Annotated in this window: 22 protein-coding genes; 9 read left to right on the top strand and 13 right to left on the bottom strand. The window is 67.6% G+C overall.

Annotated features, from left to right (window positions below; genetic code table 11):
• Positions 1-164: 164 nt before the first annotated feature.
• Positions 165-1283: an alanine dehydrogenase gene (gene ald, locus B5X90_RS17025; protein WP_079555133.1), complete on the top strand. Its 1119-nt coding sequence runs from the start codon at positions 165-167 to the stop codon at positions 1281-1283.
• 166 nt (positions 1284-1449) lie between these two features.
• Here ald and B5X90_RS17020 read toward each other — a convergent pair whose 3' ends face one another.
• The 6 genes from B5X90_RS17020 to B5X90_RS16995 all read right to left on the bottom strand — a co-directional run bounded on the left by B5X90_RS17020 (position 1450) and on the right by B5X90_RS16995 (position 9553).
• Complete coding sequence (locus B5X90_RS17020) at positions 1450-2505, bottom strand: Gfo/Idh/MocA family protein (protein WP_079555132.1); 1056 nt, start codon at positions 2503-2505, stop codon at positions 1450-1452.
• A gap of 136 nt (positions 2506-2641) precedes the next feature.
• Positions 2642-4339, bottom strand: coding sequence for an ABC transporter family substrate-binding protein (locus B5X90_RS17015; RefSeq protein ID WP_079555131.1), 1698 nt, complete (start codon positions 4337-4339; stop codon positions 2642-2644).
• A gap of 68 nt (positions 4340-4407) precedes the next feature.
• Positions 4408-6564 (bottom strand): dipeptide ABC transporter ATP-binding protein, encoded by a 2157-nt coding sequence (locus tag B5X90_RS17010; protein ID WP_079555130.1) that lies wholly within the window; start codon positions 6562-6564, stop codon positions 4408-4410.
• Entirely contained in the window at positions 6561-7574 is a 1014-nt protein-coding gene (locus tag B5X90_RS17005; RefSeq protein WP_079555129.1) for an ABC transporter permease, read from the bottom strand. The genes B5X90_RS17010 and B5X90_RS17005 overlap by 4 nt, the downstream gene beginning before the upstream one ends.
• 2 nt (positions 7575-7576) lie before the next feature.
• Entirely contained in the window at positions 7577-8563 is a 987-nt protein-coding gene (locus B5X90_RS17000; RefSeq protein ID WP_028277582.1) for an ABC transporter permease, read from the bottom strand.
• A 357-nt stretch (positions 8564-8920) separates the two neighbouring features.
• Positions 8921-9553, bottom strand: a complete 633-nt coding sequence (locus B5X90_RS16995) for a TetR/AcrR family transcriptional regulator (protein ID WP_256860299.1) — start codon at positions 9551-9553, stop codon at positions 8921-8923.
• A 127-nt stretch (positions 9554-9680) separates the two neighbouring features.
• Between B5X90_RS16995 and B5X90_RS16990 the strand changes: the two genes are divergently transcribed.
• The 3 genes from B5X90_RS16990 (at position 9681) to B5X90_RS16980 (ending at position 12237) form a co-directional block, all read left to right on the top strand.
• Positions 9681-10244, top strand: coding sequence for an NAD(P)H-dependent oxidoreductase (locus B5X90_RS16990; RefSeq protein ID WP_018775397.1), 564 nt, complete (start codon positions 9681-9683; stop codon positions 10242-10244).
• 163 nt (positions 10245-10407) lie between these two features.
• Positions 10408-11700 (top strand): aminotransferase-like domain-containing protein, encoded by a 1293-nt coding sequence (locus tag B5X90_RS16985; protein WP_079555126.1) that lies wholly within the window; start codon positions 10408-10410, stop codon positions 11698-11700.
• Between the two features lie 108 nt (positions 11701-11808).
• Positions 11809-12237: a universal stress protein gene (locus B5X90_RS16980; protein WP_018775395.1), complete on the top strand. Its 429-nt coding sequence runs from the start codon at positions 11809-11811 to the stop codon at positions 12235-12237.
• A 4-nt stretch (positions 12238-12241) separates the two neighbouring features.
• Here the strand turns inward: B5X90_RS16980 and B5X90_RS16975 are convergent, their stop codons facing one another.
• Entirely contained in the window at positions 12242-13885 is a 1644-nt protein-coding gene (locus B5X90_RS16975) for an AMP-binding protein (protein ID WP_079555124.1), read from the bottom strand.
• A 256-nt stretch (positions 13886-14141) separates the two neighbouring features.
• On the opposite strand from B5X90_RS16975, the gene B5X90_RS16970 reads away from it, so the two are divergent.
• Positions 14142-14480, top strand: coding sequence for a hypothetical protein (locus B5X90_RS16970; RefSeq protein WP_079555122.1), 339 nt, complete (start codon positions 14142-14144; stop codon positions 14478-14480).
• A gap of 119 nt (positions 14481-14599) precedes the next feature.
• Here B5X90_RS16970 and B5X90_RS16965 read toward each other — a convergent pair whose 3' ends face one another.
• The 4 genes from B5X90_RS16965 to B5X90_RS16950 all read right to left on the bottom strand — a co-directional run bounded on the left by B5X90_RS16965 (position 14600) and on the right by B5X90_RS16950 (position 19716).
• Complete coding sequence (locus tag B5X90_RS16965; protein ID WP_079555120.1) at positions 14600-16195, bottom strand: dihydrolipoamide acetyltransferase family protein; 1596 nt, start codon at positions 16193-16195, stop codon at positions 14600-14602.
• A 9-nt stretch (positions 16196-16204) separates the two neighbouring features.
• Positions 16205-17185 carry an alpha-ketoacid dehydrogenase subunit beta gene (locus tag B5X90_RS16960; protein ID WP_079555117.1) on the bottom strand — a complete coding sequence of 327 codons (981 nt, stop codon included), beginning with the start codon at positions 17183-17185 and terminating at the stop codon, positions 16205-16207.
• On the bottom strand, positions 17185-18450 hold the full coding sequence (gene pdhA, locus B5X90_RS16955; protein ID WP_079555115.1) for a pyruvate dehydrogenase (acetyl-transferring) E1 component subunit alpha: 1266 nt from the start codon (positions 18448-18450) through the stop codon (positions 17185-17187). Before pdhA ends, B5X90_RS16960 begins: the two co-directional genes overlap by 1 nt.
• 147 nt (positions 18451-18597) lie before the next feature.
• A complete protein-coding gene (locus B5X90_RS16950; RefSeq protein WP_079555113.1) occupies positions 18598-19716 on the bottom strand; it encodes a histidinol-phosphate transaminase in 1119 nt (372 codons plus the stop codon).
• 129 nt (positions 19717-19845) lie between these two features.
• On the opposite strand from B5X90_RS16950, the gene B5X90_RS16945 reads away from it, so the two are divergent.
• Positions 19846-20232: a phage holin family protein gene (locus B5X90_RS16945; RefSeq protein ID WP_079555111.1), complete on the top strand. Its 387-nt coding sequence runs from the start codon at positions 19846-19848 to the stop codon at positions 20230-20232.
• On the opposite strand, the gene B5X90_RS16940 is transcribed toward B5X90_RS16945, so the two are convergent.
• Together B5X90_RS16940 and B5X90_RS16935 are read right to left on the bottom strand one after the other, a co-directional pair.
• Entirely contained in the window at positions 20183-21640 is a 1458-nt protein-coding gene (locus B5X90_RS16940; RefSeq protein ID WP_179129176.1) for a hypothetical protein, read from the bottom strand. The genes B5X90_RS16945 and B5X90_RS16940 overlap by 50 nt on opposite strands.
• Positions 21640-21984, bottom strand: a complete 345-nt coding sequence (locus B5X90_RS16935) for a hypothetical protein (RefSeq protein WP_079555108.1) — start codon at positions 21982-21984, stop codon at positions 21640-21642. The genes B5X90_RS16940 and B5X90_RS16935 overlap by 1 nt, the downstream gene beginning before the upstream one ends.
• A gap of 217 nt (positions 21985-22201) precedes the next feature.
• Between B5X90_RS16935 and purB the strand changes: the two genes are divergently transcribed.
• The 3 genes from purB (at position 22202) to B5X90_RS16920 (ending at position 24901) form a co-directional block, all read left to right on the top strand.
• Positions 22202-23644 (top strand): adenylosuccinate lyase, encoded by a 1443-nt coding sequence (purB, locus tag B5X90_RS16930; protein ID WP_079555105.1) that lies wholly within the window; start codon positions 22202-22204, stop codon positions 23642-23644.
• On the top strand, positions 23641-24312 hold the full coding sequence (locus B5X90_RS16925) for a histidine phosphatase family protein (protein ID WP_079555103.1): 672 nt from the start codon (positions 23641-23643) through the stop codon (positions 24310-24312). The genes purB and B5X90_RS16925 overlap by 4 nt, the downstream gene beginning before the upstream one ends.
• 85 nt (positions 24313-24397) lie before the next feature.
• Positions 24398-24901, top strand: a complete 504-nt coding sequence (locus B5X90_RS16920) for a GNAT family N-acetyltransferase (RefSeq protein WP_079555101.1) — start codon at positions 24398-24400, stop codon at positions 24899-24901.
• The last annotated feature ends 7 nt before the right edge of the window (positions 24902-24908 follow it).

Genomic DNA, 24908 nt, shown 5'->3' with positions numbered 1-24908 from the left:
CGACAAATGTCTATCGCCGGTTTTGGAAAACCCCGGAATGACGCGGCAGGCGCCCAATGCCCGGCGGCGGTGCCTGTCGCGTGCCTCACAGCGGGATTTATTCTGGAAGTACGAATCCCCCTCTCATCCAGGCCCACGAGGCCACCACCTACTGGAGCTAAAAAATGATCATCGGCGTACCCAAAGAGATCAAGAACAACGAGTTCCGCGTCGCCATCACGGCGGCCGGCGTCCACGAATTCCGGACCCACGGCCACGAGGTCCTCGTCGAGCGCGGCGCGGGCCTGGGCTCCGGCATCACGGATGAGGAATACGCGATCGCCGGTGCCGAGATCGTCGCCGAAGCCGACGACGTCTGGGGCCGCGCCGACATGGTGCTGAAGGTCAAGGAACCGGTCAAGGCCGAATACCACCGCTTCCGCAAGGGCCTGATCCTCTTCACCTACCTGCACCTGGCCGCCGAACCGGAACTGACCCAGGCCCTGATCAACTCCGGCGTCACCGCCATCGCCTACGAGACCGTCCAGGAGGGCAGGTCCCTGCCGCTGCTGGCCCCGATGTCCGAGGTTGCCGGCCGGCTGTCCGTGCAGGTCGGCGCGACGTCCCTGATGGCCCCGGCCGGCGGCAAGGGCGTGCTGCTCGGCGGCGTACCGGGCGTCCGTCCGGCCAAGGTCGTTGTCCTCGGCGCCGGTGTTGCCGGCACCAACGCCGCCGCCATGGCCCTGGGCCTGGGCGCCGACGTCACCATCCTGGACATCAACATCAACCGCCTGCGCGAACTGGACGCCCAGTACCAGGGCCGCCTGAAGACGGTCGCGTCGAACAAGTACGAGATCGAGAAGTCCGTGGTCGACGCGGACCTCGTGATCGGTTCGGTCCTGATCCCCGGCGCCAAGGCACCGAAGCTCGTCACCAACGAGCTCGTGTCCCGGATGAAGCCCGGCTCCGTACTGGTGGACATCGCCGTGGACCAGGGCGGCTGCTTCGAGGACACGCACCCCACCACGCACCAGGAACCGACGTACAAGGTCCACAACACGATCTTCTACTGCGTCGCCAACATGCCCGGCGCCGTTCCGAACACCTCGACGTACGCGCTGACCAACGTCACCCTGCGTTACGCCGTCTCACTGGCAAACCTGGGCGTCAAGGCCGCGTTTGAGCGCGACGCCGCCCTGGCCGCCGGCCTGAACATCGCCGGCGGCAAGGTTGCCCACCGCTCGGTCTCCGAGGCGCACAACCTGCCCCTCGTCGCCGACTGGCACGAACTGGTCTCCGCGTAGCCAGCACCGCGTAACCAACACATCTCCGCGTAGCCAGCACTTCATCGGCTGCTCCTCCCCACCGGCCCCCTCGCCTCGCAAGCTCGGCCAGGGAACCCTGCCGGCGTGGGCCCAAACCGCCCTTTTGGACCCCCAGAACGGCAGTTACGGAGCAGTCGATGGCTGTTTAAGCCAGGGACCGGGCCTGCTCGATCAGCTGCAGCACCTGGAGCGGGCCCGCGGGGTCGACGGGGACGGGCAGCGCCGAGCCGGCGCCGCCGTCGGCGATCTTGGCGGCCAGGATCCGGTAGAACTCCGGGTAGGCGCCGCGTTCGGTGGGCAGCCGGTCCAGGTGCCCGTCGCGTCCCAGCAGCCCGGCCCAGTCCGGATCTTCCACGCCGTAGTCGGCATCCAGCGGGCTTCCGCCGGCCAGGATGTACGGCTCCTGCGGGTCCACGCCGTGCTTGGTGAAGCCGCCCTCGCTGCCCAGGATGCGGTAGCGCGGACCCTGCTGGGCGCACAGCATGTTCATCCACAGGTGGCTCGTGACCCCGGAGGTGTGCCGCAGGACCACGAAGACGTCGTCGTCGGCCTTGGCTCCGGGCCGCCGGGCCGCCAGTTCCGCGTGCGTGACCGTGGCCGGCCCAAAAAGCTGCACGGCCTGGTCCAGCAGGTGGGTGCCGAGGTCAAACAGCACCCCGCCGCCGTCGTCAGCCGTTGCGGCCGCCTTCCAGGCTTTGGGGACGTCGGGCGACCACCGCTCGAAGCGGGACTCAAAGCGGCTCACGGCGCCGAAGGCTCCGGTGTCCATGAGGGCTTTCACGGTGAGGAAGTCCCCGTCCCAGCGCCGGTTCTGGAACACCGTGAGCACCCGGCCCAGCCGCCCGGCCAGGTCGATGAGCTCGCGTCCCTCGGCGCTGCTGACAACGAAGGGCTTGTCGACGACGACGTCGAGTCCGGCTTCCAGCGCCGCCTTTGCGAGAGGGTAGTGGGTGGCGGGCGGCGTGCCGAGCACCAGCAGGTCCAGTTCGCCGGCGAGCTCCAGGATATCGGCCGGGGTGTCGGCGATCCTCGCGGCCGGATAGCTGTGTGCGGCGGCAGACTTCCTGCCGGCGTCGGAGGTGGCAATGGCATCGAGCGAATAGGCCGGGTTGGCGGCGATGAACGGGGCGTGGAAGACGCTGCCCGAAAGGCCGAAGCCGGCGACGGCGGTGCGGATGGGCCGGGTTGAATCGTTGCTCATGGTGCCAAGGCTACCGGCTGGGCATGCACCGGGGCGCCGGTCCGGCAGGGCTTAATCGACCGAGGCCGGCGCCGCCCGGATGGTTCCGGGGGCACCGGCCTCGGCCGTGCTGCTTGTTAGTGCGTGCTTGCCAGAACTAGCTCTTCTGCCAGCCGACGACGCTCCAGTCCGGGGTCTGGAACAGGCCTGCACCGTAGTTGGCCAGGCCGGTGCGGGCGAAGTAGATCTGCGGGCCGTTCATGATGACGCCCATCGAGAAGTACTTCTCCATGTGCTTCTTCTCGACGTCCATGGCGGCTTTGTTGCGCTGGGCATCATCCTGGATGGACGCGAGGTCCTTGATGGCCTTGTCCAGTTCGGCGTCGCCGAGTTCGTTCTCGTTGGTCTTGGAATCGTAGAACTGCTTCACGCCGGAGGTGGCGTCGGCGCCTACCGTGTAGCCGCTGATGGTGAGCTGGAAGTCGCGGCTGCCAACCACCTTGCCGAAGTCGGCGTCGCCGCGCTGGTCGATGCCAACGTCCATGCCGGCCGCCTGGAGCTGCTTCTGCAGCGTCTGCACGGTGGCGAGGCCGGTGGGGTCGTCACCGAAGTTGGTGATCTTGAACGACGCCGGGACGCCGTCCTTTTCCATGATGCCCTTGGCGTTGGCCTTGTAGCCGGCCTCGGTCAGGACCTTCTTGGCCGCGTCGGCGCCGGTTTCCTTGACCGGGTAGTTGTCCTGGTAGTACTTCGAGAACGGCATCAGCATCATCGAGCCCGAGCTGTTCTCTTCCCAGTTCAGTCCGCCAAAGCGGACGGCGCGGATGGCGGGACGGTCCACGGCGGTGAAGATTGCCTTGCGGACTGCCACGTCAGTGAGCGGGGCCTTGAGGGCGTTGAGGTTCAGGCCGCCGGCGAAGAGGCGCTGACCGCGGCGGACCTCGGAGTTCTTGGTGCCTTCGAGCTGCTTGTACTTCGTCAGCGTGCGGCCGTCGGCCATGTCGATCTCGCCGTTCTTGAAGGCGGCGATCTCGGCGCTGGCCTCCAGCTGGCGGAAGATCACCTTGTCCAGGACCGGCTTCTCGCCCCACCACTTGTCATTCGGCACGAGGGAGACAGTCTTCGCGGCGGAGTCGAACTTGTCGACCTTGAACGGGCCCGCCATCCACTCGGGGTGCAGCTCGCCGGTGAAGCCGGTGTTGAAGATTTCGGGAGTGTTCACGGTCTGCGGGATGAATCCGCCGAACATGTCACTGAGCGGGTACACCGGCTGCGTGGTGGTGACAACGACTTCCTTGTCGCTGCTTCCGGCCTTGACGGAGTCGATGAACTCGTAGGCCCCGGACGTGACGATGTCGATGTCCTTGTTCTGGCCATTTTGCATCTTCCACGTGTTCTCGAACGTGGCGGCGTTGATCGGGGTGCCGTCGTTGTAGGCGGCCTTCGGGTTGATCTTGATGGTGATGGTCTGCTTGCCGTCTTTGATCTCGCTCTTGAAGTCTTCGCAGAAGTTCTTGTTGAGGTTGGCCGTGCCGTCAAAGTCCAGCTTCCAGCAGCCCACGTAGCCGGCCTCGTCGATCGGGTAGTGCAGTTCAGTGTTGTCCGCTGAGTTGCCCGCGTTGGAGAAGCCGTTGAAGTCCGGTCCGATGTTGCCCAGGGGCAGCGTTACGGTACCGCCCTGCTGCAGCTCGGTGGCCTTCTTGGCGTTGACGCTGACCAGCTTGCTCAGGTCGCCGGAGGCATCCTGTGCCTTGGCGCTCTGGGCGGTGGTTGAGGCGCCACCGCTGCCGCAAGCGGTCAGCGCGAGGGCCGCCACGACGGCGGTGAGCCCGCCGATCCTGGTCCGATTTTTCATGTGATCCCCTTCATTTTTTCATGCGAGTGTGATGCGTGGGTTCTCGGGTGGTGTGCGGGTCCGGTGATTCAGTGGTTTTCGTGGACAACCAGCATGTCCGCGTCCAGTTCGCCGTCCGGGTAGAAGCAGGCGAACTGCTGGTCGGTGGCGGACGCTTCGAGGGCCGGCTCCAGGGTCAGGCACTTCTCCTGCCTGGCCGGCGGCAGGGCCGCGAAGACGGGACAGCGGGTGGCGAAGTTGCAGCCTGCCGGCGCTTCCAGCGGCGAGGGCAGGTCGCCCTGGAGGATGATCCGCTCGCGGGTGCGCTCCAGCTCCGGATCCGGTACCGGGATCGCGGAGAGCAGGGCACGGGTATAGGGGTGGCGGGGGTTGTCGAAGACGGCGTCGACGTCGCCGATCTCCACGATTTTGCCCAGATACATGACGGCAACGCGGTTGGAGATGTGCCGGACCACGGAGAGGTCATGGGCCACCATGAGGTAGCTGAGGCCGAGTTCGGCACGGAGCTTGTCCAGGAGGTTGATGACGCCGGCCTGCACCGATACGTCGAGGGCGGAGACGGGCTCGTCCAGGACCACCAGCCGCGGGTTCACCGCGAGGGCGCGGGCAATGCCGATGCGCTGCCGCTGGCCGCCGGAGAACTGGTTGGGGAACCGGTTGACGTGGTCCGCCTGCAGGCCCACCAGCTCCATGAGCTCCATGATCCGCTTCCGGATGGCGGCCTTGGGCATGCCCAGGTTTTCCATCGGCTCGGCCAGGACCTCGTAGACGGTGAAGCGCGGATCCAGTGCCCCGGTGGGATCCTGGAACACCATCTGCAGTTCCTTGCGCATGGCGCTCTTGGCCCGGGCGTCCGCGGCCTGCTTGTTGCTCAGCCCGCCAATCACCACCTCGCCGTCCTGGTCCTTGTGGAATTCCATGATTTCCAGCAGGGTGGTGGTCTTTCCGCAGCCCGACTCCCCCACGATCGAGAAGCATTCCCCCTCGCGGATATCGAAGCTCAGCCCGTCCACGGCCTTGACCGTGCCGATCCTGCGCTTGATCAGGGCGCCCTTCATCAGGGGAAAGTGCTTCCTGACGTCGCGGAGTTCCAGGACAGTCTTGCGTTCGTGCCGGGGAAGGCTGTCAAAGCGGGATACCGGCACGGCCGGGACGGCGAAAACCGTGTGGACATCGACGTCGGCGAGGGCCTCGCTCTTGATGCACGCGGCGCTGTGCCTGGCGCCGGGCGCCACCGCCCGAAGGTCCGGTTCGCCGTCAAGGCAGGCCTCGCCGGCCAGCGGGCACCGCGGCGCGAACGAACAGCCCGTGGGCGGCTGGGTGAGGTTCGGGGGGATGCCGTCGATCGGCACCAGCGACGATTTTTCCGCGACGTCCACGCGCGGGACCGCACCGAGCAGGCCCATCGTGTAGGGCATCCGCGGGCTGTAGTAGATGTCGTCGACGCTGCCGGTCTCCACCGGCCTGCCCGCGTACATCACCATGATGTCGTCCGCCATGCCCGCGACCACGCCGAGGTCGTGCGTGATCATGACGACGGCGGCGCCGGTCTCCTCCTGGGCGGCGTGGAGCACCTCGAGGACCTGCGCCTGGATGGTGACGTCCAGCGCCGTCGTCGGCTCATCGGCGATCAGAACCCGCGGGTTGTTGGCGATCGCGATGGCGATCATGACGCGCTGGCGCATGCCGCCAGAGAACTCGTGCGGGAAGGCCTTGAGCCGGTCCTTCGGGCTGGGGATGCCGACCAGCCCCAGGAGTTCGACGGCGCGGGCCTCCTTGGCCTGCTTGCTCATGGTCGGGTTGTGGACAGTCAGGGCCTCGATGATCTGGGTGCCGACCGTGTAGACCGGGGTCAGGGAAGAGAGCGGGTCCTGGAACACCATGGCGAGGTCGCTGCCGCGGTGGCGGCACATGGCCTTGTCGCTGAGGCCCAGGAGCTCCTTGCCCTGCAGCCGGACGGAACCAGTGATTTCCGCCGTCGGGGGCAGCAGTCCCATGATCGCCATGGACGTGACCGATTTGCCGGAGCCGGACTCGCCCACGATGCCCAGCGTCTTGCCGGGCATCACGTCGAAGTCGACGCCGCGGACCGCATGCACCACGCCGTTTTCCGTGTTGAAGCGGACGTTGAGGTCCCGGACGGAGAGGACCGCGCTGGTGGGCGCGTGCAGCCCGGCGGCGTGGAGGCACTCGGCGGTCTCCCGTGCGGTGGTGTCGCTGGTCATGTGATCTTCTTCTGTGTTTTGCCAGACTGTTTCTGGCCGGTGGCCTTGCCAGTGGCGCTATTCCGCTTCGTGCGGCCAACGGAGCTGGAGCTGGGGTCGAACGCGTCCCGGAGGCCGTCGTTCATCATGGCGAGCGAGCCGGTCAGCAGGAACATCACGATCAGGGGGGCCCAGAACATCCACGGAAAGGTGGAAACCTGGGAGGTCGACTGGCCGATCAGGACACCCAGGCTCACGTCGGGGACCTTGATGCCGATGCCGATGAAGGAGAACGCGACCTCGGCGAGGATGGCGCCCGTGACGCCCCGGGTGACTTCCAGGACCAGCAGGGAGCCGATGTTCGGCACCAGGTGGCGCCAGACGATCCGGCGCGCCGGGATGCCCATGTATTGGGAGGCTTTGACGAAGTCACGCTGCATGAGTGAGAGCGACAGGGACCTGATGAGGCGCGCGGTCCCCATCCAGCTGAAGACCAGCAGCACGATGATCAGCAGCAGCCAGCTCGGGACGGTATTCTTCAGGCCGTTGGCACCGCCGCTCGTGGCCACCGCGACTACCAGCAGGGCCGGCATCATGATTAGGGCTTCGAGGATGAACAGCATGACCTTGTCCACCTTGCGGCCGAAGAACGCCATGGTGCAGCCGTAGACGGCGGCGATCAGCACCGAGACGAGGCCGACGACGACGCCGATCAGGATGGAGACCCTGGTGCCCTCGACGGTCAGGGCGTAGAGGTCGATCCCCGCCTGGGAGGTGCCCAGCAGGTGCTCCGCGGAGGGCGGCATGCCGATGTTGAAGGGGTCGATGGTCTCCTTGTCCCAGCTGCCGAAGAAGCCGCCGATGAAGGAGAAGAGGGTCAGGGCCAGGAAGATGGCCAGGCCGGCGACGGCTGTCCGGTTGCGCAGGAAGCGCCGCAGGATGATCCGCGACTTGCCGATCACGACCTCGTCGCCGCCGAACTTTCCTTCGTCGAGGACGGCGGCCGGGTCAATCGTGTTGAGGTTGGTCATTATTACTGCACCCGCACTCTCGGGTCCACGAGCGTGGTGGCGAAGTCGGCGAGGATCGCTCCGACCGCGAAGATGACGGAGCCGTAGGCGAGGGTCGCGGTGGCCGCGTTGACGTCCTGCAGGGCGATCGAGTCGATGGACCAGGACCCGACGCCGTGCCAGGCGAAGATTTTCTCGGCGAAGAAGCCGCCGGCGAAAATGGCCGGGATGGTGAACGCAATGCTCTGCGCCACGGGGATGAAGGACACCCGCAGGGCGTGCCGGCTGATGGCCTGGTTGCGGGTCAGGCCCTTGGCCCGCGCCGTCCTGACGAAGTCGGCGTTGACGTTGTCCAGCAGATACTGGCGCTGGGCGATCTGGTACGCGCCCCAGCCCACAATCGTGATGGCGAACGTGGGCACGGCGTAGTGGGCGAGCATGTCGACGAACTGGGCCCAGCCGTCGCCGTCGAGGCCCGGGGTGGAGATGCCGGTGACAAAGAAAACCCGCTCCCCGACCGACTCGTTGATGTTGATGGCGCCCAGCTGCACCAGGAAGTAGGCGATCGGTGCGGGGACGATGTACATGAGGTAGCTGTACGAGGTGATGGCCCGGTCCGAGGCCTTGTACTGGCGGGCCGCCGTGAAGACGCCGAGTGCGACGCCGATCACGAGGGTCAGGATGATCGAGGCCAGGAAGAGCCGGGTTGAGATCCAGACCCGGTCGCCGAACTCGGCGTTGATGAAGGCGCCATTAGGGCTCCGGCCCCAGTCCCAGCGGGTGAGAATGGCGGTGAGCCAGTCGACGTAGCGCTCCCACGGGTTGAGCGTGGGATCGAGCCCCTTGAGCCGGAAGGAATTGACCACCTGCTCGGGCGTGGGCCGCGGAATCCGCTCCTGCTCCAGCAACGCCGGTTGCAGCGTGCTCACAGCCAGGAGATAGCCGGCACTGGTGGTCAGGAAGATCATGAAGACATACGTGAGCGCACGTTTGGCGAGATATCGAAGCATGGAGCGGCTAGTTCTGGATCGCCGTTGCCTGAGCAGATCCGGGCGTCAAAGCTGCGGCCGCACGGGCGGGCCTGCCTGTCCCCGGGGCAAGAATATTCACAACGTCGATCCTTCCGTCGTCCCCCTCCGGCAGCGGGTTCCGCGGCCGGTTCGGGAGTATGGGCCAGCTGGTTTCCGGCCGCCCGCATGCCTTGCGGCTGAGCCCTTGTGGGCTATGTTGCGGGTCACATTCCAGAGGAAGCTATCACATCAGCCGGGCTCCGCCGGGCTCCCACGGGCCGCGACACGGCGCCCTCGCTACAGATCGTTATGAATAACTCCGTGGAATGGATTTGGGCCACGGAATCGGCTGCGCCGCTAAGATCCGCACACCACGCGCGTGACAAGCTCCCGCCAGGTGTCCGCGAGGCGCTCCGGTGCAATCCCGTGCACGCCGACGGAATGGAGCAACAGCTCCGGCTCCAGCGACGCCCCGAGGGCCGACGCCATGACCCACGGGTCCGCCGTCACGCCGGCTTCGCGCAGCAACATCTCGAGATGGCGGCGCCAGAGGACGGCCGGCGGGACATCGAACCTGTTATAGACCGAGGCGTCGGCGGCCCGCGCCAGCTCCCCGAATTCCAGGATCCAGTCAATGCGGGCGGCGCCCACGGCGATCAGCCGCTCCAGGGGCGGCGCGCCGGGACCTACCGGGGGCGGACCGAACATGAACCGGCCCTGGAATTCGGCCTCGGCGTCGCTGAGGAGCGCCATCATCAGCCCGGCACGGCTGCCGAACCGCCGGAAGACCGTCCCTTTTCCGACTCCGGCGCGCTGCGCCAGCCGGTCCATCGTGAGGGCGGCGACGCTGGATTCCTCAACGATTTCACGGGCGGCGCAGAGCAGCAGCTCCCTGTTGCGCATCGCGTCGCTGCGCGCTGATTCTGCGGCGGGCGCGGCGGGGCGCCCTCCCCCGGACTGGGCACCGGGACGGATCGGGATGAGGCTCACACCGCTGATTCTAGCGCCCCGGAATATAACCGGACCGCAGTCCGTTTAGCATGGGTGAAGGCCACCAAAGCCTCACGATCCACCAGCCGCCGGAATCACCCCGGCGGCGTGATGCACAGGAGTACACATGTCCAAGAAGACCATCCTCACTCTCGTCGGCAGCCTTCGCGCCGGCTCCACCAACCTGCAGCTGGCCGAGGCCATCGCGCTGAACGCCCCGGAGCAGGTGGACGTGGTCATTCACGAGAGCCTGGGCAACATCCCCTTCTACAACGAGGACATCGACGTCGAAGGCCAGGTGCCCGCGGCCGCCGCCGCCCTGCGGGCCGCCGCCAACGAGGCCGACACCATCCTGCTGGTCACGCCGGAGCATAACGGCACCGTTCCGGCATCGCTGAAGAACGCCATCGACTGGCTGTCCCGCCCCTTCGGCGCCGGCGCCCTGTCCGGCAAGCCCACCGCGGTTGTCGGAACCGCCTTTGGCCAGTTCGGCGGCGTATGGGCCCAGGACGAGGCCCGCAAGGCCGTCGGCATCGCCGGCGCCCAGGTCCTCGAGAACGTCAAGCTGGCAGTCCCGGGCTCGATGGTCCGCTTCGCCGAGGTCCACCCCAAGGACGACGCCGAAGTTGTCGAGCAGATCAAGGGCGTGTTCGACGCGCTGGCCGAGGCTCCCGCCGCGGAAGCCGCCTAAGCCACCGTCCCCCACTCAGTTCCAGATACCTCCCAAGGCCCCCGGCAGCACACGGCTGCCGGGGGCCTTGGGCCGCCCGGAGTAGCCCCGGCAGATTTCAGCCTGGGCATTCTCTGGAAACAATCGTTTCCCCGAAGACAACACGGGTAGTATCCTTGGGTTTGTGACCCACGAAACACTTGATGCCGCCGCAGCAGTACTTCCGGCCGAGGCCATTGACGCAATCGAACGTGCGGCTACGTCCGCCCACCGCCACGAGATCCTGTTCTCGGAGCGCGCAGCAAATATCAAGCAGTCGGCAGTCCGGGATGTCTTCGACATCTCAATGCGCCCCGGCCTCGTTTCCCTCGCCGGCGGCAGCCCCTACCTGCAGTCCCTGCCGCTGGAACGCCTGGGCCAGACCGCCGCGAAGATCATCGCCGAGCAGGGGATGACCGCCCTGCAGTACGGCGGCGGCCAGGGCACTGAAGAGCTCCGCATCCAGATCTGCGAGGTCATGGCTGCCGAGGGGATCCTGGACGCCGACCCCGCGAACATCGTCATCACGGCCGGCTCGCAGTCCGCGCAGGATGTGGCCACCAAGGTCTTCTGCAATCCGGGCGACGTGGTCCTCGTGGAGGACCCCACCTACGTCGGGGCCCTCAACACCTTCGAGGCCTATCAGGTGGAGGTCGAAACGGTGCCGATGGACGGTGACGGCATCGTCCCTGATCTGCTGGAGGCAAAGATCGCCGCCCTCCAGACCGCGGGCAAGAACGTCAAGTTCCTCTACACCATCCCCAGCTTCAACAACCCGTCCGGCATCACCCTGTCCGCGGAACGCCGGCAAACCGTGGTGGACATATGCCGTCGTGCGAATATTCTGGTGCTGGAGGACAACCCCTACGGCCTGCTGCGCTTCGACGGCAAGCCGCTCACACCCCTGCGGGCGGACAACCCGGATGACGTCATCTACATGGGGTCCTTTTCCAAGATCTTCGCCCCGGGGCTGCGGATCGGCTGGGCCCTGGTCCCGGCCCACCTGCAGCGCCGGTATTACCTGGCGTCGGAGGCCGTCACCCTGTGCCCGCCGACGCTGAACCAGATGCTGGTGTCGGCCTATTTGCGCGACTACGACTGGCGCGGCCAGATCGAGACGTACCGTGGGCTGTACCAGGAACGCTGCGAGGCAATGCTGGCCGCCCTGGCCGAATACATGCCGGAGGGGCTGACCTGGACGCGCCCCGAGGGCGGCTTCTTCGTGTGGGTCACGCTGCCCGACGGCGTGGACACTTACCCGCTGCTGAGGAAGGCAATCGACGCCGGCGTCGTCTTCATTCCGGGCGCGGCCTTTACGAACTCGGACGACCCGTCGAACAAGATCCGGCTGGCGTTCAGCGCGGTGCCGCCCGAATCGATCCGCGAGGGTGTGCGGCGGCTCGCGCCGGTCCTGCGGGAAGCCCTGGCCGCCCTGTAGCGTGAACACCGGCAGGATCCGCTGCGGGGCCTCGACCGGGGCACGCTCGGGCCAGTTGATCGTCCAAGGCACACTGAACAGCATTACCCGTTGAAAGAGGAGCAGTCCATGACCGGAATTATCGTTGTCGGCGTCGACGGCAGTGAAACTGCCCTGCGGGCCGCGCACACGGCGCGCGACCTCGCAGTTTCCATGGGGGCGACACTTCATGTGGTCAGCGCCTTTGACAGCGACAAGACCCAGGTCTTCGGCAGCGGCAGTGACGAGTGGATCGTTTCCGACGCCGGCAACGCGGAGAAGGTTGCACGGACGGTCGCGGACGGCCTGCGCCGTCCGGACACCAACGTCACTCATGCCGCCGCCCGGGGCAAGCCCGCCGAGGCCCTGATCCGGGAAGCCGAACGGACCGGCGCCCGGATGATCGTGGTCGGCAACCGGCGCATGAGCGGAATCGGCCGGGTCCTGGGGAGCGTTGCGAACAGCGTGGCCCACAACGCCCCCTGTGACGTCTACATCGCCAAGACCGACGCCGACTGAGGTGCTACTGCTTCTCCGGTGCCGCCGCCGGCACAGCGGCTTGGCCTGTGTCTGGGCCTGCGGAGCCAAGCATCCGTCGCAGGATTTTTCCTGAGGCGGATTTCGGCACGGCCTCGATGAACTCGACCTGTCGGATTTTCTTGAACGGCGCCACCTGGGCCGCCACGAAGTCCATGACGCCCGCCACGTCCAAGGCCTCTCCGTCCGCGCCCGGCTGGCGGACCACGAACGCCTTGGGCACTTCCTGGCCGTCGGCGTCGAGGGTGCCGACCACCGCGGAGTCGGCGATGCCGGGGTGGGTGAGGAGCAGCGCCTCCAGTTCCGCCGGGGCGATCTGGTAGCCGTTGTACTTGATCAGTTCCTTGAGCCGGTCCACGACCGTCACCACCCCGTCCGCCCGCACCGTGGCGATGTCCCCGGTGCGCAGGAAGCCGTCCGCGTCCAGCGTGTCCGCGGTGTCCTGCGGCCGGTTGAGGTAGCCGAGCATCACGTTCGGCCCGCGGCACAACAGGTGCCCCGGCGCGCTGGTTCCTTCCGCGGGAACTGGGATCTCCTCCCCCGTGGCCGGGTCCACGAGGCGGCACTGCATGTTCGGCACCGTGTACCCCACGGAACTGACGGGGACACTGAGTCCATCGTGGACTTCGTGCGGAATGAGGTGCGATACCGGGCTCATCTCGGTCATGCCGTAGCCCTGCAGGACCCGGCAGCCGAGGCGTTCCGCCAGTCGCGTGCCGAGTTCGCCGTCCAGCGGCGCCGCGCCGGAAAGGGTGGTGTGGACCGAGCCGAGGTCGTACTCGGCAACGAGCGGGTGCTTGGACAGCGCCACGGCCACGGGAGGTGCGATGAACAGGTAGCTGCACCGGTGGTCCTGGATGATCCGCAGGAACTCGGGCAGGTCGAACCGGGGCATGGTCACAAGCCTCGCCCGTTGGCGCAGCGCGAGGTTCAGCAGCACGGTCAGCCCGTAGATGTGGAAAAACGGGAGCAGCGCCAGAACCCGGTCTTCGGGGCCGACGTCGAGCAGCCCCCTGGACTGTTCCACGTTCGCGACCAGGTTGCGGTGGCTGAGCATGACTCCTTTGGGCCGGCCGGTGGTGCCGGAGGAGTAGGGCAGCACGGCCACATGCGTGGCGGGATCGAACGATACGCGGGGTGCCGGTGCGCCCATGGCGAGCAAGTCGGCCAGCGAGGGGTGGCCGTCGGCGCCGTCGAGCACCACGAGCCGTGAGGCAGGGATTCCGGTCCTTTCGGCGGCCTCCCGGGCGGCCGGCAGCAGCGCTGATACGGTGAAGAGCCAGTCCGCGCCGGCGTCGGTGAGCTGGGTGGCGATCTCGTCCGCCGTGTACAGGGCGTTGATGGTGGTGACCGTCGCGCCTGCCCGGAGCAGGCCGTGGAAGACGGTGGCAAAGGCGGGGACGTTGGGGCACAGGATGGCGGCCACGCCGTGCACTCCCAGGCCCCGGGCGGCGACGGCACCGGCGAGGGCGTCGATCTGCCCGCGCAGCGCCCGGTAGGTGGTCTCCGCACCGCTGGCGCCATCGACGACGGCGACCCGGTCCAGGTCCTCCTCTGCCAGGTCGCCGAAGAGGTAGTCGTAAATGCCGAGGTTGGGAACATCGACGTCGGGGTACGGGCTTGAAAACACGCAACATCTCCTTTGATCCGCTTCCGCCCGGGCTGTCGGCGGCTGGTGCCACTCTAGTGCCGGGCGCAGCCGCGGGACAGGAGGGCGCGGACTTGGCTGTGTCCGGTCGTGGCCGTGTCCGGACTTGATGAGGATCACCCCCTGTCGTGGGCAGCCTCACCGCCCAACGGGCCGCCCGGCGCGGACCGGCTCAGTAAAATGGGAGGTGCCCTGCGATGGTGCGGACGTCCGAGAACCCACCTACCAAGGGAGCCCCATGATCACTCTTCAGCGCCGCCAGCTGGTTGGCCACGACATCCTGCTGGCCCGGCACGGCAACCACATCAACGCCATGCGCGTGGACCGCGGTGCCGGTCGCGTTGTCGCATTCCTGGACGACGGATCGACGGACAGCGCACCGAACCTGATTGCCCCGGGACTGCGCATGCCAGACACCCTGCGCAGCGTGTTCCGGGAGGACTGGAAGTTCCTGACGGGAATCAGCGCGTGCTGCGCCGGGCTCGCGGGCCTGATGTTTGCCGCCTCGGCCGCCCTCGCCGGCATGAGCGGCGATCCCGCGATGGTCCAGATCCTCACCGCATACTCGGGAAACTGAGCGCCCCGGCCAGGCTGCCCGCCACTGAAAACCCCAACACTGAGTAACCCAATACTGAGAAACCCCGCCGCTGAAGGTTCAACGGCGGGGTTCTGCGGTTTCGTGGCCGGTTTCGCCGGCTAGTCCAGCAGCAGGGCCGGCTCTTCCAGGATGGCGGCGACGTCGGCCATGAAGCGGGCCGAAAGGTCGCCGTCCACCACGCGGTGGTCGAAGGAGCCGCCGAGGGTGGTGATCCAGCGCGGAATGACTTCGCCGTCCAGGACCCAGGGCTTTTGCTTGATGGTGCCGAACGCCACAATCGCGACCTCGCCCGGGTTGATGATCGGCGTTCCGGTGTCGATCCCGAGGGCGCCGATGTTGGTCACGGTGAGCGTGCCGCCGCGCATCTGGGCAGGCTGGGTCTTGCCGGCCCGCGCCGTGGTGGCGAGCTCGTTCAGGGCCAGGGCCAGCTGCTTGAGCGAGAGGTCCTGGGCGTTCTTGATGTTCGGCACCATCAGCCCGCGGGGCGTGGCCGCGGCGATGCCCAGGTTCATGAAGTGCTTGACGTGGATCTCCGCGGAATCGCTGCCGTCCGGGTTGTCCACCCACGTTGCGTTGACACTCGGGTTTCGCGCCGCGGCCCAAATGACCGCCTTGGCCAGGATCAGCAGCGGGGAGACCTTGATGCCTTCGAAGTCGCGGGAGGCCTTGAGGCGCTTGACGAATTCCATGGTGCGGCTGGCGTCGACGTCGACAAAGATGCTGACATGCGGCGCGGCAAACGCGGATTCGACCATGGCCTTTGCGGTGGCTTTGCGGACGCCCTTGACCGGGATCCGCTCGATGCGCTGGTCCTGCGGGCGGCCGGACTTGCCCCAGAACGAGTCCGCCTTGTCCACCTCGGCGTCACGCTGGGCCTGGTAGCTCACCAGGTCCTCACGGGTCACTTCACCGCGGGCGCCGGTGGGCACGACGTCGGCCAGGTTGATCCCGAGGTCCCGGGCGATCTTGCGGACCGGCGGCTTGGCCAGCACCTTGCCGACCAGGCCGCTGATGGCACCGCCGAAGGTGGGGCGCGCGTCAACGGAGCCGGCGGGGCCTGTGGCCGCGTCGGCAGGGCGGCTGGCAGCGTCCGGGTTGATCCAGACGTCGTGGGCCTCCACGCCCAGCCGCTCGGCCACCGGGGCGGCCGGGGCTTCGTGGGCGGCGGCCGCAGCGGCCGGGGCTTCGTGGGCGGCGGCCGCAGCGGCCGGGGCTTCGTGGCCGGCCGCCGCAGGGGCGGAAGTCCGCTGCCGGCGCTTGACGGCGTCGGCCTTGGGACCGGAGCCCACCAGCGGCCCGCCGGCCGGGCGCCCGGCAGCTTCGCCGGCGTCGGACGTATCAGCCGGAAGCTTGCCATACATGGGCGGCGCGGCGGCAGCCTGCTCCTGGGCCACAGGCGCCGGGGCAGGTGTAACGGCGGCGGGCGCCGCGGCGGCCGGTGCCGGGGCGTCGGCGGCGTCGCTCACGCTGATGATCGGCGTGCCGACATCCACCGTGACTCCCTCGGGCACCAGCAGTTCCGTGACGGTCCCGGCGAACGGTGAGGGCAGTTCCACCAGGGATTTGGCCGTCTCGATCTCGCACAGGACGTCGTTGACGGCCACGGTATCGCCGGCCTTGACCTTCCAGGCGACTATTTCGGCCTCCGTCAGCCCTTCGCCGACGTCGGGAAGGTTGAACTTGTTGAGCGTCATGGGTCCTCGTCAGTACGCCAGGGCGCGGTCGAGCGCCTCAAGGATGCGGTCGATGTCCGGCAGGTAGTCTTCTTCGACCTTGGCCACCGGATAGGGCATGTGGAACCCCCCGACGCGGATGACGGGGGCCTCCAGTGAATGGAACGCCCGCTCGCTGATCCGCGCGGCGATTTCGCCGCCGATGCCGCCGAAGGTGGGGGCCTCGTGGGCCACGATCAGCCGGCCGGTTTTCCGGACCGAGGCCGTGATGGTGTCGAAGTCGATCGGCGAGATGGAACGGAGGTCGATCACCTCGACGCTGTGGCCGTCCTCGGCGGCGGCCTCGGCCGCGGCGAGGGCCACGGGCACCAGCGGGCCGTAGACGACGACGGTCGCGTCGGTGCCCTCGCGGAGCACATGCGCCTTGAAGGGGTCGGCGGACGCGCCTGGGGTGTCGGTGTCGACCTCGCCCTTGAGCCAGTAGCGGCGCTTGGGCTCGAAGACGATCACGGGATCCTGGCAGTCGACGGCCTGCTGGATCATCCAGTAGGCATCGTGCGGATTGGAGGGCGTGATGATGCGCAGCCCGGCCGTGTGGGCGAACAGCGCCTCCGGCGATTCGGAGTGGTGCTCAATGGAGCCGATACCGCCGCCGTAAGGAATCCGGATGACCACGGGAACGGTCAGGTTGCCGTTGCTGCGCGAGTGCATCTTGGCCAGCTGCGTCGTGATCTGGTTGAACCCCGGGAACACGAAACCGTCGAACTGGATCTCGCAGACCGGCTGGTAGCCGCGCAGGGAGAGGCCGATCGCGGTGCCGATAATGCCGGACTCGGCCAGCGGGGTATCCACCACGCGGTCGGCGCCGAATTCGGCGATCAGCCCGTCGGTGACCCGGTAGACGCCGCCAAGGGCCCCGATGTCCTCGCCCATCAGCAGCGAGCGGGGGTTGTTGGTCAACGTGGCCCGCAGGCCCTCATTGATGGCTTTCGCAATGGTCATGGTGGTCATCAGCGGGCCGCCCTGTCTGTCTGGGGAGTAGCTGCCTCATCGGCGGACGCCTCGTCGGCGAACCCTGCGCTGTATTCCTCGAACCAGGCCAGTTCCTCGGCCACCAGCGGGTGGGCCTCCACGTAGGTGTTGGCGAAGGCGGTCCGGATGTCCGGGGTTTCCAGGTCGTAGGTGGTCTTGCGGACATAGGCGGCGAGCTCGTCGCCGTCGGCCTTGACCTGCTCGAAGAAGCTGTCATCCGCGAGGCCCTCGGCCCGGAGATACTTCTCCAGCCGCGCCAGCGGGTCCTTGGCACGCCACAGGCTTTCTTCGGCGGATTCGCGGTATTTGGTGGGGTCATCGGCCGTGGTGTGCGCCCCGACCCGGTAGGTGAACGCCTCGATCAGTACGGGACCATGGCCCTCGCGGGCCCGCTCCAGCGCCCATTCCGTGACGGCGTGGACGGCGATCACGTCATTGCCGTCCACCCTGATGCCGGGGAAGCCATAGCCTTTGGCGCGGTTGGCGAGCGGGATGCGGGTCTGCACGGAGCTCGGCACGGAGATGGCCCAGTGGTTGTTCTGGCAGAAGAAGACCACTGGCGCCTGGTAGGAAGCGGCGAACACCATGGATTCATGGACGTCCCCTTCGGAACTGGCGCCGTCGCCGAAGTACACCATGACGGCGGCGTTCGGCTCCACGGCCTGTCCCGCTTCCCCGCCGGCGACGGCGTTGGCGGCCGCCAGTTTCTGATCCCGCTGGATGCCCATGGCGTACCCGACGGCGTGCGGGGTCTGGGCGGCCAGAACCAGCGTGTAGAGGTGGAAGTTCGTGTCCTTCGGGTTCCAGCCGCCGTTGGAGACGCCCCGGAACTGGCGCAACAGCTCGGCCAGGTCCACGTTCCGCGTCAGGGCCACGCCGTGCTCGCGGTAGGTGGGGAAGATGTAGTCCTGCGGCTGGCTGGCCCGTCCGGAGCCGATCTGGGCAGCTTCCTGTCCGGTGAGCGGTACCCAAAGGGCCAGCTGTCCCTGCCGCTGCAGGGCGGTGGCTTCCACGTCGAAGCGGCGGATCTTGGCCATATCCGCGTAGAAGCCGCGCAGGGTGTCCGGATCCAGCTTCTCGGCGTATTTTGAGAAAACCGGGTCCGAGCCCAGGGTGCCGTCAGGGCCCAGCAACTGCACCATCGGCTCGGCCGGGGCACCCATTTGGGCCTCGGCCTCCGCCTCGAGCTGGTCATCCATCCCGGTTCCGTCGAACTCGGTAGAGGGCAGATGTGTGGCGCCCATACCGTCTCCTTGCTTGCCGCATCCGAATGCGCCGCAATCGCTGGGATATATGCCGGACCGGGAATACATTCCAGGTCCGGCATATATTTTGGCTTACTGGTCCTTACTTTATCCGCACGGGGCGGCCTGAGCGCGCAGTGTTAAGCGCTAGGAACGTTGCGGCGGTTTTGTATAGATCGCACAGAGCTCCAGGAAACGGGTGTTGGCTTCCGTTTCGCCGATGCTGACCCGCACGCCCTCGTTGCCGAAGGCGCGGACGGACAGCGCCCGTTCCGCCGCGAGGGCGGCAAATTCCGAGCTGTTTTCGCCCAGATTGAGCCAGACAAAGTTGCCCTGGGCCTCCGGGACGAACCACCCGAGCTCACGCAGTCCCGCCGTGACCCGGTCCCGTTCGTCCACCAGGCTTTGTACCCTTTCTACAACATCGGCGAAGTGCTCGAGCGATGTAACCGCAGCCGTTTCCGCGATCTGGGACACGGCGAAGGGGGTGGCGGCGACGCGCAGGTGCTGTGTCAGTTCGGGCCGCGAGACGCTGTAGCCCACGCGGAGTCCGGCGAGGCCGTGTGCCTTTGAGAAGGTCCGCAGGACGACGACGTTGGGGTACTTGCGGTACATGGCGATGCCGTCCACGGCGTCGCCGGCGCGCACGAATTCCTGGTAGGCCTCGTCGATGACCACCACGACGTCGGCCGGAACGGCGTTGATGAAGCGCTCCGTTTCCTCGGCCATCAGGATGGGCCCGGTCGGGTTGTTGGGCGTGCACAGCAGTATCATCCGGGTCCGAGCAGTCACGGCGGCGGCCATGGCGTCCAGGTCATGCCGCCCGTCGGCCGTCAGCGGGATCCGGACGCTTTCGGCGCCGGCCAGTCCGACGCAGATGGGGTAGGCCTCGAACGAGCGCCAGGCGTAGATGACTTCGTCGGCCTTGCCGTCGTCGTTCTGGCCGGCGAAGGTGGTCAGCAGCTGGTTCAGGGCGCCCAGGCTGCCGGCGCCCGTGACGATGTCCTCGGCGGGAACATCCAGGAAGCGGGCGAGCGATTCACGCAGCCTGCTGCTGAGCGGATCGGGGTAGCGGTTGAAATCGGTCTGCGCCGCGATGGCCTGCTGCACTGCAGGGATCGGGGGCAACGGGTTCTCGTTGGAGGACAGCTTGTAGCTGGCCAGGCCTTCCACGGGGACCGGGGGTTTTCCGGCTGCGTAGCGGGGGAGGAGGTCTACCACCGGACGGGGCCTGATGCCCCCGGCCGGGTTCTCTGATGAAGTCATGCCAACTAGCCTACTTCGGGTCGCCGCCGCAGTTGCGGGAGCTGATTGCTGTCCGTAGGGGAAAGCCCTTGCTGACATGGGGGAATATGGTCACTGCCGTCGCCGCCAGGCTTATGACAGCATGGGGCCATGCGCTCATTCATCGTACGAGTCATCATCAACGGGCTGGCCCTGGCAATCGCCTGCTGGATCCTCACGGGCCTGGATATTTCCACCCAGGGCGACGGCACCATCAACATCGTCCTGGGCTACCTGTTCATCGGCTTGATCTTCGGTCTGGTCAATGCCTTCGTCAAGCCCATCGTCAGCCTCCTCTCGCTGCCGATCACCATCCTCACCCTTGGCCTGTTCACGGTTGTCATCAACGCCGCGATGCTCTACTTGACCTCCTGGATCAGCAGCTACACCACCGTGCACTTCACCATCGACTCGTTCTTCTGGACCGCAGTGTTCGCCGCCATCATCATCAGCGCGGTGTCCCTCGTGGCGAGCTTCCTTCCCGCCCTCGATCGCTAGGGGCGCCCGGGCTGCGCTGCGGTCCCGGAGGGGTCGCGGGCGGCTTTGCCCGCGGCGCCGGCGGGCCCTCGCGGCGGAGCGAGAACCGGGTCAGCGTCGCCGCCCCGCCGGTCCCCACGACCGCGGCCAGCGCGGCCGTGGAGTCCTGCAGGGTGTTGTCCCGGCTCGCGGAGACGAGCGCGGCCCCGTCGGCGTAATTCTCCAACCGGTGCCCGGGACCCAGGCCGAAGTCCTGTGGCGGCGGCACCGCCAGTGGGTTGGTGAGGGTCACGGTCACGCGGTCCCGGGTGTCCGGGTTCGCCAGTCCGTCCGCCCCCGGCACCCAGTCCTGCTCGTGTTCCAGGTGCAGGCTGCGGATCCCCGGCGCGGGGCTGATCCCGCCCACGGGCGAGCCCGCGGTCAGCACGAACTTGAGGTCGTACTCGGCCAGGACAGCAGGGTCCTTGCTGAGATTCATCGCGTGGATCCCCCCCTGGCTGTAGCCGACGGCCACGAGCTGATCGCCGGCCTCGGCACCGGCCTGCCGCAGCGCATCCCGGATGGCCTGCGCCGTCGACGCCGAGTCATAGCCCAAGGCCTCGGCGATTCCGGCGGGGTCAAAGGGGTTGGTGCCTTCCGGCAGGGCGCCCTGCTGGGTTCCGGGGATTATCACTACCCACGCGGGCCGGGATCCGCCGTCGACCTCGATAACCTCAATCCGGCCGCCTTGCTCTCCCACTGCCCCGGCCCGCCGCAGCAGCCCGGCCGGTGAGAGGTCGACGTCGGCCGTAAACGTCTCCCGGCCGATGATGCTGACGGGGCGGGGCTTGAGGAACACGAGCCCCGGCGCTTCCGAGGCGTCCCGGACCAGGCGGCGGATGTCAGTGGGCCCGGCCAGGGCGCTGGCCACGGCGGCCAGTGGCCAGGGCAGGCCAAGCAGCACGGCGAGATTCCGCGGCGCCATGGCAACCCAACCTTCAGCGATCCCGCGCACCCCGGGCAGGGCGAAGGGCTCCGGTGCTGCGCCGTACTCGGAGCCGTGCAGTCCCATCCGCAGCAGCAGGGCGTTCCGGGCCTCGGCATATTCGTATTCGCGGTGACTGGCGCGGACGTCGTCGCCGATCCGCTGAAGCTGCGACCGGACGCGTCCGACCTCCCGGCCGGCCTCCCCCACGGCGCTGATGGCGTTGCTGCCACTGGTGTAGGAGTCGGGCTGATAGGGAAACAACGCGCGCCGGACGGCGTCGGCCTCCACCTCAACCGATTGCAGCTGCCGGACCAGCGCGTCCAGTGCCGCGGCACCCGCCAGCAGCTCCTCAAACTGGAAGCTCACCCCGCCGATTCCGCCCCGGATGAGCAGGCTGCCGTCGCGCGGCGGTGCGGAAACCCAGGGGCTGCCGCCGGAGCCCTCCGGAGTCGCCTCGGCCATCAGGGTCCCGTCCGGTCCGCGGGCTGCGCCACGTTCCGGGCGTGCCGGAGCACCGCGGCAACAGCATCGAGCAGGGCATCCCGGCTTCGGTGCAACGCCGCCGCGTGCAGGGACAAGGCCACACGGTAGGCGCGGCCGGCGGGTGACTGCCACGACTGCAGCTCAAGGCGGGCGAGGGCGGCGAGCACCGCATCAGCTTCCTCGGCGCACCGCGCAACACGCGCAGCGAACTGCTGGACTTCGTAACTGCGCGATGCGCACTCGAGGGCGTCGGCGGCCGTCACGCCAAGAACCGCCACACTGCCCTCAGGTCCCGGTGCTATCCCGCTACTGACCGGCTTCATCGCGGCCTCATCCAACTGCCCGGCCTCATCCGACTGCCCATAAACCGACGCTAGCGGGGCGGACAGTGACCGCTGAAGAGAGCCGCCCGGCTATGTGGACAACGGCCCCGACCGCCATGCACTGCCAGCCGGCAATGTCGGCCGGCAATGTCATCCGGCAATGTCACAAGGACGGGGGCGCTTAAGGCCAGGCGGCACTTCGTGAAAGAATCGCCATATGCCTGAAACTGCCGCCACAGCTGATACCCGCACGCCGTCCGGACGCCTGGCCCTCGCCGCGTCCGACCACCAGATCGCGCTCGGCCCGCTGGATGGCCGCTACCAGTCCGCCGTCGCGCCGCTGGTCGACTACCTTTCCGAAGCTGCCCTGAACCGCGACCGCGTGGCTGTTGAGGTCGAGTGGCTGATCCACCTGACCGGCAACAACGTCCTGCCCGGGGCCGGACCGCTCACGGCGGAACAACAGGAGCAACTGCGTGCGATCGTCACGGAGTTCGACGCCTCCTCCGTCACCGAACTGGCCGAGATCGAGGCCGTTACGGTCCACGACGTCAAGGCCGTGGAGTACTACATCGGCCGCCGCCTGCCCGGCATCGGAATCGACCGGCTGACCGCCATGGTGCACTTCGGCTGCACCTCGGAAGACATCAACAATCTCTCCTACGCCCTGGGCATCAAGGGGGCCGTGGAGGAAGTCTGGCTGCCTGCGGCCCGCGCCCTCGTCGCCCAGATTAGCGCCATGGCCGGGGACAACCGCGCCGTGCCGATGCTCTCCCGCACGCACGGCCAGCCCGCCACGCCCACCACGCTGGGCAAGGAACTGGCCGTCATCGCGCACCGGCTGGGCCGGCAGCTGGACCGGATCGCCCGCACCGAATACCTCGGCAAGATCAACGGCGCCACCGGCACCTACGCCGCCCACGTCGCCTCCGTCCCGGGCGCCGACTGGGAGCACGTCGCCAAGGGCTTCGTCGAAGGCCTCGGCCTGACCTGGAACCCGCTGACCACCCAGATCGAAAGCCACGACTGGCAGGCCGAACTCTATGCCGACGTCGCGCGTTTCAACCGCATCCTGCACAACGTCTGCACCGACATCTGGAGCTACATCTCGATCGGGTACTTCGTGCAGATCCCGGTGGCAGGCGCCACGGGCTCCTCGACCATGCCGCACAAGGTGAACCCGATCCGGTTCGAAAACGCCGAGGCCAACCTCGAGATCTCCTCCGGCCTGTTGGACGTCCTCGGCTCCACCCTGGTCACCTCCCGCTGGCAGCGCGATCTCACCGACTCTTCCTCGCAGCGCAACATCGGTGTGGCGTTCGGCCACTCGCTGCTCGCCATCTCGAACGTTGCCAAGGGCCTGGACCGGCTCAAGGTTGCCGAGGACGTGCTGGCCGCGGACCTGGACACCAACTGGGAAGTCCTCGGCGAGGCCATCCAGATGGTCATGCGCGCCGAGGCCATCGCCGGCGTCGACGGGATGGAAAACCCGTACGAGCGGCTCAAGGACCTGACACGCGGACAGCGCGTGGATGCCGCCCGGATGCAGGAATTCGTCCAGAGCCTCGGCCTGTCCGCCGACGCCGAAGCCCGCCTGCTGGCGCTGACCCCTGGCAAGTACACGGGCATCGCGGACCAGCTGGTGGACCACCTCAAATGAGGCTTCTGCTCATCCGGCACGGCCAGACGCCCGGCAATGTCCTGGGCCAGCTGGACACGGCGCACCCGGGGCCCGGGCTGACCGAACTCGGCGAGCGTCAGGCCGAGACGTTGTCCCGGGCCTTGGCTAACGAGCGGATCGTTGCCCTGTACGCCTCCACCCTGGTCCGGACGCAGATCACAGCGGCACCGCTCGCCCGGGTGCACGGGCTGGAAACCGAGGTGCTGGCGGGCCTTCACGAGATCGAGGCCGGGTCGCTGGAGAAGCGCACGGACCACGATTCGCACAAGCGGTACATCGGCACCATTTTTTCGTGGGCGGACGGCGAGCTGGACCGCCGGATGCCTGCCGGCCCCAGCGGCCGGGACTTCTTTGAGCGCTACGACGCCGCGATCGCCCAAATAGCGGCACGGACAAACGGGGCGGGGGGCTCAGGCTCCGTCGCCGTGGTCAGCCACGGCGCAGCCATCCGGGTGTGGGCCGGCCTGCGGGCGGACAACATCGAACCGGACTTTGCCATCAGGCACGTGCTGGACAACACCGGAATCGTGGCGCTGGAAGGCGATCCCGCCAACGGCTGGGAACTCATCCACTGGGACGACAGTCCCGTGGGCGGACTGGCTCTGGCGGATCCGACGGCGGAGGATCCCACCGGCCGTCCGGTGTAGCGAAACGCCTACCGGCAGGAAACACAGCCGAAACCGCTGGTGCCTAGCCTTGGACTGCATAACACGTCGGCGAATCGAGGCAGTCATGCAGACCAACCCGCGGCTCAACATCCGTCAGGTCACCTGGGCGAACCCCGTCGGTGCGGACCTGAGGGCCGCCCAGCAGGCGGAACTCGAGGCCCGCTTCGGCCGGCCCGACCACGAGCCCGGCCCGCCGCCGTCGGAAGCGGACACGGCGGTGTTCCTCGTGGCGCACGACAAGGCCTCGGGCCAGCCGGTCGGCTGCGGGGGCCTCCGCATGCTGGACGCCCACACCGCCGAAATCAAACGCCTCTACGTGCTGCCCTACACCCGCGGTTCGGGAGTGGCGAGCTCCATCCTCGCGGCCCTCGAAGCGCATGCGCACGCGCTGGGGATCACCACCCTGACGGCGGAGGCCGGCTCGGTGCAGACCGACGGGCGGCAGTTCTACGAGAACTCCGGCTTCGTGTCCGTGCCGAACTTCGGGCCTTATGTCGGCTTGGTGCACTCGTACTGCTACGCGAAACCGATCGATTCGCACAGCGCCGCGCACACCGCCATGGCGTGAGGCCGCG

Source organism: Arthrobacter sp. 49Tsu3.1M3 (genome assembly GCF_900168135.1).
Taxonomy (GTDB): domain Bacteria; phylum Actinomycetota; class Actinomycetes; order Actinomycetales; family Micrococcaceae; genus Arthrobacter.
The sequence above is the reverse complement of the archived record's forward strand: the minus strand, read 5'-3'. Positions and strand labels throughout refer to the sequence as shown.

Bases quoted from the DNA above. Each gene is read 5' to 3' on its own strand.
- ald (WP_079555133.1), top strand. From the start codon at position 165: ATGATCATCGGCGTACCCAAAGAGATCAAGAACAACGAGTTCCGCGTC.
- B5X90_RS17020 (WP_079555132.1), bottom strand. From the start codon at position 2,505: ATGAGCAACGATTCAACCCGGCCCATCCGCACCGCCGTCGCCGGCTTC.
- B5X90_RS17015 (WP_079555131.1), bottom strand. From the start codon at position 4,339: ATGAAAAATCGGACCAGGATCGGCGGGCTCACCGCCGTCGTGGCGGCC.
- B5X90_RS17010 (WP_079555130.1), bottom strand. From the start codon at position 6,564: ATGACCAGCGACACCACCGCACGGGAGACCGCCGAGTGCCTCCACGCC.
- B5X90_RS17005 (WP_079555129.1), bottom strand. From the start codon at position 7,574: ATGACCAACCTCAACACGATTGACCCGGCCGCCGTCCTCGACGAAGGA.
- B5X90_RS17000 (WP_028277582.1), bottom strand. From the start codon at position 8,563: ATGCTTCGATATCTCGCCAAACGTGCGCTCACGTATGTCTTCATGATC.
- B5X90_RS16990 (WP_018775397.1), top strand. From the start codon at position 9,681: ATGTCCAAGAAGACCATCCTCACTCTCGTCGGCAGCCTTCGCGCCGGC.
- B5X90_RS16980 (WP_018775395.1), top strand. From the start codon at position 11,809: ATGACCGGAATTATCGTTGTCGGCGTCGACGGCAGTGAAACTGCCCTG.
- B5X90_RS16970 (WP_079555122.1), top strand. From the start codon at position 14,142: ATGATCACTCTTCAGCGCCGCCAGCTGGTTGGCCACGACATCCTGCTG.
- B5X90_RS16965 (WP_079555120.1), bottom strand. From the start codon at position 16,195: ATGACGCTCAACAAGTTCAACCTTCCCGACGTCGGCGAAGGGCTGACG.
- B5X90_RS16960 (WP_079555117.1), bottom strand. From the start codon at position 17,185: ATGACCACCATGACCATTGCGAAAGCCATCAATGAGGGCCTGCGGGCC.
- pdhA (WP_079555115.1), bottom strand. From the start codon at position 18,450: ATGGGCGCCACACATCTGCCCTCTACCGAGTTCGACGGAACCGGGATG.
- B5X90_RS16950 (WP_079555113.1), bottom strand. From the start codon at position 19,716: ATGACTTCATCAGAGAACCCGGCCGGGGGCATCAGGCCCCGTCCGGTG.
- B5X90_RS16945 (WP_079555111.1), top strand. From the start codon at position 19,846: ATGCGCTCATTCATCGTACGAGTCATCATCAACGGGCTGGCCCTGGCA.
- B5X90_RS16940 (WP_179129176.1), bottom strand. From the start codon at position 21,640: ATGGCCGAGGCGACTCCGGAGGGCTCCGGCGGCAGCCCCTGGGTTTCC.
- B5X90_RS16935 (WP_079555108.1), bottom strand. From the start codon at position 21,984: ATGAAGCCGGTCAGTAGCGGGATAGCACCGGGACCTGAGGGCAGTGTG.
- purB (WP_079555105.1), top strand. From the start codon at position 22,202: ATGCCTGAAACTGCCGCCACAGCTGATACCCGCACGCCGTCCGGACGC.
- B5X90_RS16925 (WP_079555103.1), top strand. From the start codon at position 23,641: ATGAGGCTTCTGCTCATCCGGCACGGCCAGACGCCCGGCAATGTCCTG.
- B5X90_RS16920 (WP_079555101.1), top strand. From the start codon at position 24,398: ATGCAGACCAACCCGCGGCTCAACATCCGTCAGGTCACCTGGGCGAAC.